Annotated in this window: 13 protein-coding genes; 10 read left to right on the top strand and 3 right to left on the bottom strand. The window is 67.7% G+C overall.

Going from position 1 to position 15329, the window contains the following annotated elements:
• Positions 1–150: 150 nt before the first annotated feature.
• The 9 genes from C8C99_RS14780 to C8C99_RS14740 all read left to right on the top strand — a co-directional run bounded on the left by C8C99_RS14780 (position 151) and on the right by C8C99_RS14740 (position 10831).
• The gene (locus C8C99_RS14780; protein WP_108626138.1) at positions 151–1281 is read left to right on the top strand and encodes a homoserine O-acetyltransferase; all 1131 of its coding nucleotides are present in this window, start codon (positions 151–153) and stop codon (positions 1279–1281) included.
• Positions 1278–1862 carry a methionine biosynthesis protein MetW gene (gene metW, locus C8C99_RS14775; protein ID WP_056642134.1) on the top strand — a complete coding sequence of 195 codons (585 nt, stop codon included), beginning with the start codon at positions 1278–1280 and terminating at the stop codon, positions 1860–1862. Before C8C99_RS14780 ends, metW begins: the two co-directional genes overlap by 4 nt.
• A gap of 68 nt (positions 1863–1930) precedes the next feature.
• A complete protein-coding gene (locus tag C8C99_RS14770; protein WP_108626137.1) occupies positions 1931–3067 on the top strand; it encodes a glycerophosphodiester phosphodiesterase in 1137 nt (378 codons plus the stop codon).
• A gap of 232 nt (positions 3068–3299) precedes the next feature.
• Positions 3300–4127, top strand: a complete 828-nt coding sequence (locus C8C99_RS14765; RefSeq protein ID WP_108627182.1) for a hydroxypyruvate isomerase family protein — start codon at positions 3300–3302, stop codon at positions 4125–4127.
• Between the two features lie 155 nt (positions 4128–4282).
• Entirely contained in the window at positions 4283–6346 is a 2064-nt protein-coding gene (locus tag C8C99_RS14760; RefSeq protein WP_108626136.1) for a methyl-accepting chemotaxis protein, read from the top strand.
• A 102-nt stretch (positions 6347–6448) separates the two neighbouring features.
• The gene (locus C8C99_RS14755; RefSeq protein WP_108626135.1) at positions 6449–7675 is read left to right on the top strand and encodes a GGDEF domain-containing protein; all 1227 of its coding nucleotides are present in this window, start codon (positions 6449–6451) and stop codon (positions 7673–7675) included.
• Positions 7676–7745: 70 nt separating this feature from the next.
• Positions 7746–9236, top strand: a complete 1491-nt coding sequence (locus tag C8C99_RS14750) for a M20 family metallopeptidase (RefSeq protein ID WP_056642146.1) — start codon at positions 7746–7748, stop codon at positions 9234–9236.
• Positions 9237–9303: 67 nt separating this feature from the next.
• On the top strand, positions 9304–9813 hold the full coding sequence (locus C8C99_RS14745; RefSeq protein WP_082576827.1) for a peroxiredoxin: 510 nt from the start codon (positions 9304–9306) through the stop codon (positions 9811–9813).
• Between the two features lie 139 nt (positions 9814–9952).
• Complete coding sequence (locus C8C99_RS14740) at positions 9953–10831, top strand: alpha/beta hydrolase (RefSeq protein WP_108626134.1); 879 nt, start codon at positions 9953–9955, stop codon at positions 10829–10831.
• Between the two features lie 68 nt (positions 10832–10899).
• Here the strand turns inward: C8C99_RS14740 and C8C99_RS14735 are convergent, their stop codons facing one another.
• Both C8C99_RS14735 and C8C99_RS14730 read right to left on the bottom strand, forming a co-directional pair.
• Positions 10900–11385 (bottom strand): YidB family protein, encoded by a 486-nt coding sequence (locus tag C8C99_RS14735; RefSeq protein WP_056642152.1) that lies wholly within the window; start codon positions 11383–11385, stop codon positions 10900–10902.
• Positions 11386–11603: 218 nt separating this feature from the next.
• Positions 11604–12974, bottom strand: a complete 1371-nt coding sequence (locus C8C99_RS14730) for a M20/M25/M40 family metallo-hydrolase (RefSeq protein WP_056642206.1) — start codon at positions 12972–12974, stop codon at positions 11604–11606.
• A 158-nt stretch (positions 12975–13132) separates the two neighbouring features.
• Between C8C99_RS14730 and C8C99_RS14725 the strand changes: the two genes are divergently transcribed.
• Complete coding sequence (locus C8C99_RS14725) at positions 13133–14056, top strand: LysR family transcriptional regulator (RefSeq protein WP_056642154.1); 924 nt, start codon at positions 13133–13135, stop codon at positions 14054–14056.
• Here C8C99_RS14725 and C8C99_RS14720 read toward each other — a convergent pair.
• Positions 14042–15226 (bottom strand): MFS transporter, encoded by a 1185-nt coding sequence (locus tag C8C99_RS14720; protein ID WP_056642156.1) that lies wholly within the window; start codon positions 15224–15226, stop codon positions 14042–14044. The genes C8C99_RS14725 and C8C99_RS14720 overlap by 15 nt on opposite strands.
• Positions 15227–15329 lie beyond the last annotated feature (103 nt).

The following is a 15329-nucleotide window of genomic DNA, read 5'->3' as shown; positions in this document are numbered from 1 at the left end:
TGCTAAAGACCCGTCCGACACACCTGCCCGGCCTCGTTTTTAGCGACGCCGGGTATTTTTTTGCCGAAGGCATGCCTTTGGCAAAAGCGGCTCCCCAGGGACCTGCAGCGTGCGCAAGCGGTGGAACGTGAGGGCTTACCAGTTCCAACTATGTCGTTCATCGCCACACCCCAGTCCATGCACTTCCCGGATGCGCTGCCGCTGCAAAGCGGCGCGTCGATCCGCGACTACCACCTGGCCTTCGAGACCTACGGCACGCTCAATGCCGACCGCTCCAACGCCGTGCTCGTGTGCCACGCCCTCAACGCCTCGCACCACGTGGCGGGCGTGTATGCCGGGCAGGACAAGAGCGAGGGCTGGTGGGACAACATGATCGGCCCGGGCAAGCCCGTGGACACCGACCGCTTCTTCGTCATCGGTGTGAACAACCTGGGCTCGTGCTTCGGCTCCACCGGCCCCATGCACACGCACCCCGACACGGGCGAGGTCTATGGCGCGGACTTCCCCGTGGTCACCGTGGAAGACTGGGTCAACGCCCAGGCCCGCCTGCTGGACCGCCTGGGCATCCAGCAACTGGCCGCCGTGCTGGGCGGCAGCCTGGGCGGCATGCAGGCCCTGAGCTGGACGCTGCAATACCCCGAGCGCATGCGCCACGCCGTGGTGGTGGCCAGCGCGCCCAACCTCACGGCCGAGAACATCGCTTTCAACGAGGTGGCCCGCCGCGCCATCGTGACCGACCCGGACTTTCACGGCGGCCATTTCTACCGCCATGGCGTGATCCCCAAACGCGGCCTGCGCATCGCCCGCATGATTGGCCACATCACGTACCTCAGCGACGATGTGATGAACGAGAAGTTCGGGCGCCAGCTGCGCGAAGGCATCGACCTGAAATACAGCACGCAGGACATCGAATTTCAGATCGAAAGCTACCTGCGCTACCAGGGCGACAAGTTCAGCGACTACTTCGACGCCAACACCTACCTGCTGATCACCCGGGCGCTCGACTACTTCGACCCCGCCCGCGCGCATGCCGACAACCTCACGCGCGCCCTGGCCCGTGCCACGGCGAAGTTCCTGCTCGTGAGCTTCACCACCGACTGGCGTTTTTCGCCCAGGCGCAGCCGCGAGATCGTCAAGGCCCTGCTCGATAACCGCCGCAGCGTGAGCTATGCCGAGATCGATGCGCCCCATGGGCACGATGCCTTTTTGCTCGATGACGCTCGCTACATGGGCGTGATGCGCTCTTACTTCGATAGCATTGCCAAGGAGTTGCAACCATGACCGAAAAAGCGGCAATGCAAGCCCTAGCGCGCCTGGTGCCCCCCGGCTCGCGCGTGCTCGACCTGGGCTGCGGCAACGGCGCCATGCTCGACTACCTGCAGCGCGAGCGCGGCTGCAGCGGCTATGGTGTGGAGATCGACGACGCCAACGTGCTGGCCTGCGTGCAGCGCGGGGTGGATGTGATCCAGCTCAACCTCGACGAGGGGCTGGCCATGTTTGACGACAACAGCTTTGACGTGGTGCTGCAGATCGACACGCTGCAGCATTTGCGCAATGCCGAAACCATGCTGCGCGAGACGGCGCGTGTGGGCCGCACCGGCGTGGTGGCGTTCCCCAACTTTGCGCACTGGCCCAACCGCCTGTCCATCCTGCGCGGGCGCATGCCGGTTACGCGGCGCCTGCCCTACCAGTGGTACGACACGCCCAACATTCGCGTGGGCACCTACAAGGACTTTGAGGTGCTGGCGACCAAGAACAGCCTGCGCATCCTCGACGCCTTCGGGCTGCAGGATGGGGAAGAGGTGCGCTGGTTGCCGAATGCGCGCGCGGGCACAGCCGTTTTTCTCTTCGAACACGCCTAGGCCTCCTCGCGACACACCGCTGTCAACCGCATCGGCTAAGGTGCGGTCTCCGTTTGTAGGAGACCCGCATGAAACGCATTGCACTGCGCGCCGTGACCGCTGCCGCGCTGCTCACCACCTGGGCGCTGGGCGCCGTGGCCCAGCAGGCCTGGCCGCCCACCCCCACCGTGATTGCCCACCGGGGGGCTTCGGCCCTGCGGCCCGAGCACACGCTGGCCGCGTACCAGAAGGCCATTGACGACGGCGCCGACATCATCGAGCCCGACCTGGTGATCACCAAGGACGGCGTGCTGGTGGCCCGGCACGAGAACGCGATTGCCATCCTGAACGCCGACGGCTCGGTGAAGGAAGCCACCACCGACGTGGTGGACCACCCGGAGTTTGCGGGCCGCAAAGCTACCAAGACCATCGACGGCCAGGCCATCACCGGCTGGTTCACCGAGGACTTCACGCTGGCCGAGCTGAAAACCCTGCGCGCCCGCGAGCGCATTCCTGCGCAGCGTCCGGCCAACGTGGCCTACAACGGCCAGTTCGAGGTGCTCACGTTGCAGGAGGTGATCGACCTGGCCAAGGCCGCCACGGCCAAGACCGGCCGCACCATCGGCATCTACCCCGAGACCAAGCATCCCACTTACTTCCAGTCCATCGGCCAGCCGCTGGAAGCGCCGCTCCTGGCGGTGCTGGAAAAGAATGGCTGGAACCACAAGGACGCGCCCGTGTTCGTGCAGTCCTTCGAGGTGGCCAACCTGCAGGCCATCCGCAAGCTCAGCACCGTGCGCTTGGTGCAGCTGGTGGCGCCCTCGGGACGGCCGTACGACTTTGTGGCCCAGGGCGCGGCCAACACGCGCGGCTATGCCGACCTGATCACGCCCGAGGGCCTGAAGCAGGTGGCCACTTACGCCAACGCCGTCGGCCCCTACAAGACCCTGGTAGTGCCAGTGAAGGACGGTGTGCCCGGCGAGCCCACGCCGCTGGTCGCGCAGGCCCACGCTGCCGGGCTGGCCGTGCACATTTGGACGCTGCGGCCTGAAAATGCCTTCCTGCCCGCCGGTCTGAAAAAGGCACCCGCCACCGACGGCATCGTGCGCGGCGACAGCGTGGCCGAGATCACGGCCTACCTGCGTGCGGGCATCGACGGCTTCTTCACCGACGACTCGGCAGTGGGCCGTGCCGCCGTGCAGGCGTTCGGCGCGAAGGCCCAATAGTCGGACCACGGGGCCCGCGACGCGCCCGCCGAGGGTGTGCGTGGCCACCCCGCCTTGCCAGTGCATGGGATCTGGGTGCTATGAATAATGCAGCTAAAGAAGCAGATTCCACTGGCACTATCGGCTCATAAGGCCTGTTTTCTGCCTCTGGGGGATCTCACAGGCCTGCCTGTGGGCCGTGGCGCGATAAGCTGGCAGGGTTTTGTTTGCTGCGGCACCCGCCGCACCGCCCATGCCCCAGTTTTGCGCCAACCTGAGCCTGATGTACTCCGAGCTGCCGCTGCTCGACCGCTTTGCCGCTGCGGCACGCGACGGATTTCGGGCGGTGGAGCTGCACTTCCCTTACGCGTTCGACCCTGGCGAGATCGCTGCCCGGCTGCAGAACAACGGTCTGCAGCTGGCGCTGCTCAACGCCCCGGCAGCCGGTGCCGACCGCGCCGACATGGCCTGCGCCTGGGAGCGGGGCGCGCGCGGTCTGGCCGCACAGCCGGGGCGGGAGACAGAGTTTCGCGCCGGGGTGCTGGAGGCCTTGCGGTATGCCGAAAGGCTGCGCTGCCCCTCCATCCACGTGCTGTGCGGCACCGTGCCACCGGACGTGGAGCGTGAGTCGCTCAAGGCCCTGTGTGTGGGCAACCTGCGCTGGGCGGCAGACCAGGCGGGGTGCGCAGGGTGCGACATCCTCATCGAACCCACCAACCTGCGCGACGTGCCGCGTTACTTCCTGAACCGGCAGGACCACGCGCACGAACTGCTCGATGCGGCCCAGGTGCCGCACCTGAAGGTGCTGATGGACCTGTACCACTGCCAGCTGGTGGAAGGCGACCTCCACGGCAAGCTGCAACGCTACCTGCCCACGGGCCGCGTGGCCCACATCCAGGTGGCAGGCGTGCCCGCGCGCAACGAGCCCGACCGGGGCGAGCTGCACTACCCGTTCCTGTTCGACACCATCGACGCCCTGGGCTACAAGGGCTGGGTGGGTTGCGAATACCGCCCGGCGGCTGATACCTCGGCCGGTCTGGCGTGGCGGGACCGGGCGCTGACAGCTTCTGCAGGGCGCTGAACCCCACCCCTAAGCGCAATCGCCCCGGGCCTCCAGTCCGCACAATTGCGTAAGGGAATGCGTGAATAAATGTAACAAGACTCTGGCCGTAGATTCAGAGCAGACCGGCCCAGCCGGCTTTGTGCATTCGCGTTCACTAGCAGGAGACATCCCCCATGGCAGCATCCCTTGCCAACAACCGATCGGTCGCGCGTCAGGTCACGTTGACCGCCATTGCGCTGGTGGCCCTGGTGCTGGTGCTGGTGGGGCTGGCGATTGCCGTGCTGACCGAACGCAGCACCCGCGCGCAGGTAGTGGCCAGCGTGGGCGACACCGCCCAGAGCGTGGCGCAATCGCTGGACGCGGCCGACAACACCAACCGCGAGCTGGTGCAGCTGACCATGAAGGGCTTTCAGCGCTACTTCGAGGCCACCATGCAGCTCGACGAAGCCTCGGGCGAGCTGCGCAGCTACGGCGCGCTGGTCAACGAAGACTATGGCTCGGTCGATAAATTCGCCAGCGAGACGGGCGGCATTGCCACCGTGTTCGCCAAGAAGGGCGATGACTTCGTGCGCATCACCACCTCGGTCAAGAACGACAAGGGCGAGCGCCAGATGGGCACGCCGCTCGGCCGCACCGACCCGGCCTACGCCACGGTGGCCAAGGGCGAGCCCTACACCGGCGTGACGGTGGTGAACGGCAAGCCCTTCATGGGCCACTACCTGCCCGCCAAGGACGCCTCGGGCAAGGTCATTGCACTGCTGTTCATCGGCAACGACATCAGCGTCTTCCATGCCATGCTGCAAAAGCAGGTGGCGCAGACGAAGTTCTTCGAGCATGGCGGTACCTACGTGATCAACCCCGGCACCTCGCTCGACCAGGCCGTGTTCGTGTACCACCCCACGGCGCGCGGCAAGCGCGTGCTGGAGGCCTACCCGCAGGCGCGCCCCTTCTTTGAAGCGCTGGCTGCATCGCAGGACGGCTTTGTGCGCGAAGCGGCCGACGTGCTGGGCACCGGCGCCGAGAGCCCCTGGGCGCTGGTGCGCAAGACCAGCGGCGGCTGGTGGGTGGTGGCCGAGGTGGCCGACGGTGAGGCCATGGCCAGCCAGCGGCGCGTCACGCTCGCCGTGTGGGGCCTGATGGCCGTGGCCGTGGTGCTGCTGGCCATCGGCCTGTTCGTCATGCTGCGCCGGGGCGTGAGCCGCCCGCTGCAGGATCTGACCCAGGCCATCACGCTGGTCGCGCAGGGCGACCTGACCGAGGCCTTCCACACCACGCGGCGCGACGAGATCGGTGCGCTGGTGCAGGAGGTAGAGGGCATGCGCCAGCGCTACACGCAGATGCTGCAGCAGGTGCGCAATGCCGTGGACAGCATCACCACCGCCAGCGCCGAGATCGCCAGCGGCAACCAGGACCTGTCGGCCCGCACCGAGGCCACAGCCAGCAGCCTGGCGCAGACCGCACAGAGCATGGAGCACCTGACCTCCACCGTGCGCCAGTCGGCCGACGCCGCACGCCAGGCCAACCAGCTGGCCAGCACCGCTGCCGAAGTGGCCGCACGCGGTGGCCAGGTGGTGGGCGAGGTGGTCACCACCATGGGCGACATCAACCAGAGCTCGCGCAAGATCGCCGACATCATCGGCGTGATCGATTCGATTGCGTTCCAGACCAACATCCTCGCGCTGAACGCCGCGGTGGAAGCCGCCCGCGCGGGCGAGCAGGGCCGGGGCTTTGCCGTGGTGGCCAGCGAGGTGCGCAACCTCGCCGGGCGCAGCGCCGAGGCCGCGCGCGAGATCAAGGCGCTCATCGGCGCGTCGGTGGAGCGGGTGGAGTCTGGCGCGCGCCTGGTGAAGAACGCGGGCAGCACGATGGACGAGATCGTGGGCTCGGTCCAACGCGTGGGCGACATCATTGGCGAGATCACGGCCGCCTCCAGCGAGCAGTCCGACGGCATTGGCCAGGTCAACACCGCCGTCAACCAGCTCGACCAGATGACGCAGCAGAACGCCGCGCTGGTGGAGCAATCGGCCGCCGCAGCCCAGAGCCTGCGCGAGCAGGCCACCCGGCTGGCGGGCGCGGTGCAGGTGTTCAAGCTCTCGCGTGGTGATGGCACGGCGAGCCAAGGCGGCTTGGGCTATGCCCAGCGCACGGCCCTGGCCGCACCCATGGCGCAAACCGGCGATGGCGAAGGGCAGCATGCGCCCGGCAGCGGCGCCCGGGCGCCCGCCCAGCTGCAATAGGGGGCTGACATAAGGGGGGAGGGAGCCTGCGGCCGCATGCGGGCGGCCGCCCATGGTTTATGCTGGCTTGATTCCTCCCCGCCCCACCGTCCCCCTGCATCTATGGCCGCCCACGTCCCCACCATGCTGGCAATGATCATTGCCAGCTCCCTCATGATGGCGGCCTCCATGGCCGTGGTGGGCTGGGGACGGCGGCGCGATGGCCTGGGCCTGTGGGCTGCGGCCCTGCTGGTCAATGCCATCGGCCACTTGCTCATCATGTTGCGCGGCCTGATCCCCGATGTGTTGTCCATCGTGCTGGGCAATCTGCTGCTGTCCAGTGTGTTCGTGGGCCTGATCTCGGCGGTCTACCAGTTCCAGGGGCGCCCGGTGCGCTGGCCGCTGCTGCTGGCGCCTCCGCTGCTGGTGCTGGTCTTTGTCTCGGTGTTCATCAACAACTTTCCGGCGCGGGTCAGTTTTGTGGGACTGTCCATCGGGCTGCAGGCCGTGTGGGCGCTGCTGGCGGCGGTGTCGCACCGGCATGAGACGGTGGGGCGCGGCCAATGGCTGCTGGTAGCCGGCCTGGCTGTGGAAGCCGTGGTGCTGGGAGGGCGCGCCGTGGTGGCCGTCAGCACGCACGCCGAGGCCACCAGCATCCTGCAAAGCAGCGCGCTGCAGACCCTGACCTTTTTTGCGACCTTCTCGGTGGTGCTCGTCAGCTCGGTGGGGTTTGTGTTCATGCTGCGCGACCGGGCCGACGAAAACAACCGCGTGCTGGCTGCGCTGGACCCGCTCACCGGCGTGGCCAACCGCCGCTCGCTCATCACCGCGCTCGACCGCGACGTGGCCCGTGCACAGCGCATGCGCGAGCCCATGGCGCTGCTGATGGTGGACATCGACCACTTCAAGGATGTGAACGACCAGTACGGTCACCCTGCGGGCGACCGCGTGCTGTGCAGCGTGGTCAACGTGCTGCGCCAGCGCGTGCGCGCGCAGGACCTGGTGGGCCGCTATGGGGGTGAAGAGTTCCTGGTGCTGCTGCCCGACACCGGGCTGGCCGGGGCCGAACAACTGGCGCGCGAGCTGTGCAAGGCGGCAGAGGAGTCGCGCTGCCCTGTCGACGGCGTGCCGGGCCCTGGCATTGCCGTCACGGTGAGCATTGGCGTGTTCGGCGGGCGGCTGGAATCGGGCGACAGCTGGGACATGCTGATCGCTGCCGCCGACCGTGCGCTGTACCAGGCCAAGAACAACGGCCGCAACCGGGTCGAGGTGGCCACGGGGCTGCGCCGGCCCAGCGCCCAGCTGGTGGCCCAGGCCAATCCCGAGACCCTGCCAGAGTCTCTGTATTGATCGATGGCGCCCGGCGGGGGGTTGTGTTGGAATGGTGGATTGATCACCTTCCGCCTTCAGGAGCCCCACCATGAACGCCCGCGTGCCCTCCCAAGTCCTGCAGCCTGAGCTGGCCCTGCAGCGTGTCAGCCACGCCTGGGACAGCGACATTGTTCGCCAGCTCACCGACTACATCGCCATCCCTGCCAAGTCCCCCACCTTCGCGGCCGACTGGGCCGAGCTGGGCCTGCTCGACACCGTGGTGCGCAATGCCGCTGCCTGGGTGGAGTCGCAAAAGGTCGAGGGCCTGACGCTCGAAATCGTGCGCCTGGAAGGCCGCACCCCCGTGCTGTTCTTCGAGATCGCCGCCACCCAGCCCAATGCCACCGACACCGTGCTCATGTACGGCCACCTGGACAAGCAACCCGAGTTCTCCGGCTGGCGCAGTGACCTGGGCCCTTGGACGCCCAAGTACGAAGACGGCAAGCTCTACGGCCGCGGTGGTGCCGATGACGGCTACGCGGTGTATGCCAGCATCGCTGCCGTGCAAGAGTTGAAGCGCCAGAACGTGCCGCACCCGCGCATCGTGGGCCTCATCGAAACCTGCGAGGAAAGCGGCTCCCGCGACCTGCTGCCCTACATCGATGCGCTCAAGCCCCGCATGGGCAATGTGGCGTTGGTCGTGTGCCTGGACTCGGGCGCCGGCAACTACGACCAGCTGTGGCTCACCACCAGCCTGCGCGGCATGGCCAGCGGCACGCTCAAGGTCGAGATCCTGACCGAGGGCATCCACTCGGGCGATGCCTCGGGCCTGGTGCCCTCGTCGTTCCGCATCATGCGCCAGGTGCTCGACCGCCTGGAAGACAGCGCCTCCGGCCGGCTGCTGCCGCAGAGCTTCCACTGCGAAGTGCCCGCCGACCGCATGGCCCAGGCCCGCGCCACGGCGGCCATCCTGGGGGAAGAGGTGTACAAGCGCTTCCCCTGGGCGCACTACGACTGCGGCGGCTCCACCACGTTTGCGCTGCCCACCACCACCGACCCGGTGCAGGCGCTGCTCAAGCGCACCTGGGAGCCCACGCTGAGCGTGACTGGTGCCGATGGCTTCCCGGCGCTGCAGGACGCGGGCAACGTGCTGCGCCCCTACACCGCGTTCAAGCTCAGCCTGCGTTTGCCCCCGCTGGTGGACGCCGCGCAGGCCGTGCAGCAACTCAAGTCGCTGCTCGAAGACAACGCGCCTTATCAGGCCAAGGTCACCTTCCAGAGCGGTGGCGGTGCCACGGGCTGGAACGCCCCGGCCACCACGCCCTGGTTCGAGCAGGCGCTCAACGAGGCCTCGCAGGCCCACTTTGGCGCGCCCTGCGGCTACATCGGCCAGGGCGGCACCATTCCGCTCATGAACATGCTCAGCGAAGGCTTCCCCAGCGCGCAGATGATGGTGTGTGGCGTGCTGGGCCCCAAGAGCAACGCGCACGGCCCCAATGAGTTTCTGCACGTGCCCTATGCCAAGCGCCTCACCGCCTCCGTGGCACACGTGATGGCGGCCATGGCCCAGCAGGCGGCCGCTGCGGCCACGGCCCCTTGATAGACGAGGGCGCCACACCAGGCGCCCTGGGTGCTCTCTCTCACGCCTTCCATCACCGGGTCACACCATGGACAAACGCGCATTTCTCCACGCCTGCTCTGCCGCTGCCCTTGCCACTCTCGCGCCGGCGTCCGGTCTGGCCCAGACTCCGGGCCCTCTTCACACGCTGACCGGTACCAACAGCGAAGGCAAGCCGGTCATGCTGACGGACTATGCGGGCAAGGTGTGTCTGGTGAGCTTTTTCACCGCTGGCTGCGCTCTGTGCACCAACGAGCTGCGCCTCATGCGCGAGTTTTACACCGCCAATCGCCAGCGCGACTTTGTGCTGCTGGGCGTGAACATGGACGAGAAGGCGGCTGACTTCATGCAGTACATCGAGCTGCTCAAGGTTTCGGTACCCGCCGAGCAGCGTTTTCCCATTGCCTGGCGAAACGCAGAGGGGCACAAGGACAGTTTTGGCGCCATTTCGCGGCGTCCCACGCACTTCGTGCTCAACCGCAAGCACCAGCAAGTGCTGCGGCGCGAGGGCAATTTCCTGCCCACCGACTGGGATGACCTCTGGGTATCGCTGGCTTGAAAACGCGGGAGCACCTCAGCCCGATCAGGGGCCACGCTCTCTGGGTCTCGCTGGCAGTACGAGCCTGACCATTTAGTGCATCGGGTATTTGGGTGCGCCGGGTATGCTGTCCCATCGCGTCTCGAATGCCCTGCTTTCCATGACTTCTGACGAACTGCTTCCTTCGACCCTGACCACCTTCACCGCCAGCGATGGCGAGAACCTGGCCGTGCAGGACTGGCCCCTGCCGCAGGGCGAGCCCTGCCGGGGGATGGTGCTGCTGGTGCACGGCCTGGGCGAACATGTGGGCCGCTATGACGCGCTGGCCCGCCGCCTCAACGATTGGGGGTTTGCGGTGCGGGGTTACGACCAGTACGGCCATGGCGAATCGGCCGGCCCGCGCGGTGGGCTCACGTCGGACATGCGCCTGCTGGACGACCTGGCGGACCTGGTGGATGCCACGCGCGCCCGCATGCCTGCCGGCCAGCCCCTGGTGCTGCTGGGCCACAGCATGGGCGGGCTGGTGGCCTCGCGGTTTGTGTCCCTGCACCTGCGGCCGGTGGATGCGCTGGTGCTGTCCTCCCCCGCACTCGATGCGGGCCTGGGCGCCGTGCAAAAGCTGCTGCTGGCCACGCTGCCGCGCATTGCGCCCAACCTGCGCGTGGGCAATGGGCTGGACGCGCAATACCTCTCACACGACAGCGCCGTGGTGGCCGCCTACCTGGCCGACCCGCTGTGCCACGACCGCATCAGCGCCCGCCTGGCCCGCTTCATTGCCGAAGGCGGCCCCGCCACCGTGGCCCGCGCTGCGCACTGGAGCGTGCCCACGCTGCTGATGTGGGCGGGCAGCGACAAGCTGGTCAACCCCGCAGGCAGCCGCGCCTTTGCAGCCGCTGTACCCCAGGCCGTGGTGCAGTCCCACTGCTTTGAACCCCTGTTCCATGAGCTGTTCAACGAAAGCCCCGAGCTGGCGGAGCCGGTGCTGGATCTGCTGCGGGAATGGCTGGTGCGGCGCTGCGCAATCCCTGCGAGGTCGTAGGCCAGCCTTGTCGGCTGAATTTGTGGAGAAACGGGCGGCTGCGCTAGTGCAATATGGTTCAAATGCTATCATTTTTGAAGCAAACCGCCCAGCATCCCCAGCAGGTCATTGGCGTTGCCAAACCCGCCGTGGGGCGCCTGGCCCTGGGGGCTGAGCTGGTCCACCAGACCCGGCAACACCTGGGCCAGCTGACCCGCTGCTGCGCTGGGGCCCACGCCCAGTTGCGACGCGATCTGTGACAGGGGGCCACTGCCCAGCACCTGGGACAACTGCTCGCCCGAGATCGCCTGGTTGGGCCCTGCGCTCAGCCAGGACGCAATCACATTGCCCAACCCCGCTTGCTGGAACTTGGCCATCAGGCCCGGCAGGCCCCCCACCGGGCCGTCGTTGCTGATCAGGGACATCACGGCCTGCACCAGTTGCGGGTTTTGGGCCGCCAGGCCCAGCAGGCCACCCAAGCCACCTCCGGCCCCACCACCTGCCGCAGCGGTGCCAGTGCCGCCTTGCGACGCGTTGTTGATGACGGCACCCAGAACGGAATCGAGCAAACCCATGGTGTTCTCCTGCAGAGGGATAAAGGGCGGCGGTGCGCCGACCCGGACGGAACCACCCATGGTACGCACCTGCGCGTCTTTTGCGTGTCAACCCTCGTGAATTGTGTGACTGAAGCCCTGGCGGGCAGGGCGTCCTACAGCGCGCACGGGAAGGCACGGCACGGTTGCAGCGGCGGCCGTACCGGCGCGCGGCCGGGGGCCGCCCCTGCGCCGCCCAACTATTTGGTGCGGGGTGGGCGCTTGTCCAGCAGCGGTGCGCTCACCCCCTGCACCCCCACCAGCCCCAGCACCGTGACCAGCGAGGTCTGGGCGCCCTTCCAGGCATCCGTCAGGTCGATCCATTCCGACAATGCGTGGAACCCACCCGTCTTGCCACCACCCCCGATCACGATGGCGGGGATGCCCAGCGCCATGGGCACGTTGGCATCGGTGCTGGCACCGGCCAGTACCGTTTTGCGGCCAAAGGCCGTGTTGGCGCGCACGGCGGCCTCCACGATCAGCGTGTCGGCGGCGGTGCGGCCACCGGGCCGGTCGCCGATGAGCTTGGTCGATGCGCTCAGCGTGTTCACACCCCAGCGTGCGTTCTCTTCGGTCACGGCGCTGTCCACGGCCGCCAGCACCTGCTTTTCGGTGGCCAGCAGCGGGGCCATTTCATCGGAACGGATGTCCACCGCCATGCGCGCATCGGGCGCGATGGTGTTGACGGACGTGCCGCCGCCCACCGTGCCCACGGTGAAGGTGGTCTTGGGGCTCTTGGGCGTGCGGATCTCGGCGATCTTGGCAATGGCGCGGCCCATGCCGTGGATGGCGCTGGGCACCTCGCCAAACGCGGCGTAGCTGTGGCCGCCCGGGCCCTTGAAGGTCACCTCGTGGCGGTGGCTGCCCGTGCCCAGCACCAGCACCGTGCCATCTGGTGCGGGCTCCAGCGCCACCATGCCGTCGATGTCCAGGTGCTCCTTGAACAGGTGCTTCATGCCGCGCAGGTTGCCCAGCTCTTCCTCGCCCACATTGCCCACAAACACCAGGTCGCCCACGGTGGCGATCTTCTGGTCGTTCAGCACCTTGAGCCACGACAGCAGCACGGCCAGGCCGCGCGTGTTGTCGGAGATGCCGGGCGCATACAGCTTGCCGTCGCGCTCCTTCACCTTCACGTCGGTGCCGGAGGGGAACACGGTGTCCAGGTGGGCCGAGATGACCAGTTTGGGCCCGTTGCCGGTGCCCTTGCGCACGCCCACCACATTGCCTTCGGCGTCGATGGCGGCATTGGTCAGGCCCAGGGCCTGGAGCCGTGCCAGGAAGGCTTCGGCACGCTTTTGTTCCTTGAACGGCGGCGCCTCGATCTCGGTGAGCATGCGCAGGTCTTCGGTGGCGCGGTCGTGGTCGGCCTTCACGGCGTCGAGCAGCTGCAGGATCTGCGGCGCGGCCATGAGCTGGCCATAGGCCTTGTCCACGGCAGGGCGCAGCACGGTGGGCGTGGGCGCCACGGCGCCGAACTGCGCATGGGCGGCACCGGGCAGCAAGGCGGCGGTGGCAAGGGCCATGGCGCCAGCAAGGGCCGTGGCACGGAAGGTGCGGAGAGGGAGAGTCATGGTGATCCAGCGAAACACAAACACAAAACGGAGGGGGTAGCCGACCCATCAAGCACCGTGGAGGAGGCCGTGGGCCGGCATGCAGGGCCATGCAATTGTTGGACCGAACCCCGCCCCTGGGCTCTGCTTTAATCTGCCCAGCCGACAGTTTTTCTTACATGCGCAAACACATCCCCAGCACCCGCGCCCTGCTTGTTTTTGATGCCGTGGCGCGCCACCACGGCGTGAGCAAGGCAGCCGAAGAACTCTGCCTCACCCACAGCGCCGTCAGCCAGCAGCTGCGCCTTTTGGAGGGGCAGCTGGGCCTGCAGCTGGTGCAGCGTGGCGCGCGGGGCTCCACCCTCACCGACGTGGGCCGCCGCTACCACGCGCAGATCGTGGGCGACCTGTTGCGCCTGCAGAACCACACCCTCGAAGCCATGGCGCAGCGGCCCGATGGCGCGCGCCTGCTGGTGGGTTGCGTGCCCGTGTTTGCCGAGCGCTGGCTGCTGCCCCGGCTGCCCGCCTTTCTGGCCGCGCACAAGGGCTGCAGCCTGCACCTGCAGGTGTACCCCACGCAGATCTACATGGCAGAGATCCCGTTCGACGTGGCCGTGCAGTACGACGACGCGGCCTGGCCCGGCGTGGTGCCCGCGCCCCTGATGCCCGAGGTCTGCGTGGCCGTGTGTGCGCCGCAGTCGCGCCACCGGCGCGCCACAGAGCGCGGCGACTTCCGGGCTGTGCCCCTGCTGCAGCTCAGCTCGCGCCTGGGTGCGTGGGATGACTGGCTGGGCCGCGCGGGCATCACGCGCGGCCCAGTCCATACCTTGGGCGGCCACCGTTTTGATCTGTTCTCGATGCTGGTGGAGGCGGTGCGCGCCGACCTGGGCGTTGGTCTGGTGCCGCGTTATTTTGTGGAGCGCGAACTGCAATCGGGCGAGCTGGTGCTGGCCCACCCGCACCACGACTGCGGAGCGCGGGGCTACAGCCTGTTCGTGGCGCCGGGGCGTCTGGACGACCCGGCGGTGGCGGCCTTCGCACAGTGGCTGCGCACTACCGTGGCGGCGGAAGGCGCCGCCGCCGTGTTGTCAGACGCTGGTTGAAACGCGCTTGCGCTGCAGGCCCAGCCAGGCCAGCGCCAGCCCCGTCAACACAATCGGCACCAGCGAGCCGGCGTTCAGCAGCGTCCAGCCCTGTGTGGTGACGAGCACGCCCGACGAAAACGCACTCAGCGCCAGCGTGGCGTACACGCAGAAGTTGATGGCCGCCTGCGCACGGTCCTTCTCCTCCGGCCGGTAGGCCGTCATGGCCAGCGTGGTGGAGCCGGTGAACAGGAAGTTCCAGCCCACGCCGAGGAAGAACAGCGCAATGCCGAAGTGGTGCAGCTCCACGCCCATCAGCGCTACCGCCACGCAGGCGAAGTTGAGCAACACCCCTGTGCCCATGATGGGCAGCACGCCAAACCGCTTGATGAGGTGCCCGGTCACAAAGCCGGGCGCGAACATGCCGATCACATGCCACTCCAGCACCAGCGCCGAGGCATCAAAGTCAAAGCCGCACACCTGCATGGCCAGCGGTGTGGCGGCCATCAGCAGATTCATCACGCCATAGCCCAGCGCGGCGCCCACAATGGCCACGATGAAGGCGGACTGGCGCATCAGCACGGAGAGGGGGCGCCCCTGCTCGCGCTGCCCCGCCGCATTGAGCACCACGGGCTGCTTCTCAAAGCGGATCGCCGCCATGCACAGCATGGACAACAGCGCCACGCCGATCAGCGCGATGTAGGCGCCCGCAAACGGCACTGGAAACAGTGTGCGCGTGGCGCTGGCCAGGTTGGGGCCCGCCACGGCGCCCAGCAAGCCACCGGCCAGCACCAGCGACACCGCCTTCTCGCGGTAGTCCGGGGCCGCCAGCTCGGCGGCGGCAAAGCGGTACAGGCCACCGTTGGCACTGTAGTAGCCCGCCACCACCGTGGCCGTGCACAGCAGCCAGAAGCTGGCGCTGAAGGCCGCCCAGGCACACAGAGCGGCCGATGCCACGGCCACGGCCAGCCCGATCTGGAACGACACCTTGCGCCCCCAACGCGCCTGGGTGCGGGCCACCAGGGGGGTGGACAGCGCACCACCCACCACATAGCCCATCACCGGCAGCGTGGCCATCCAGCCAAAGGGCGCCAGCTGCAGGCCCACCAGGCCGTTGATGGCGATGAAGACCACGTTGTTGGTCAGGAAAAGGCCTTGGCACAGGGCCAGCAACCACAGGTTCTTGTTCACGGCAGGACAGCGCTCGGGGGCGGGCAGGAGGAGGAACGGAAAAGGCGGCCAGCACGGACGCAAGCCAGGGCCACACGGTAGCGTGGTGCGCCGCAGAGGCGGG

Origin of the sequence: Acidovorax sp. 107, assembly GCF_003058055.1 — a bacterium.
Classification (GTDB): domain Bacteria; phylum Pseudomonadota; class Gammaproteobacteria; order Burkholderiales; family Burkholderiaceae_C; genus Acidovorax.
The sequence above is the reverse complement of the archived record's forward strand: the minus strand, read 5'-3'. Positions and strand labels throughout refer to the sequence as shown.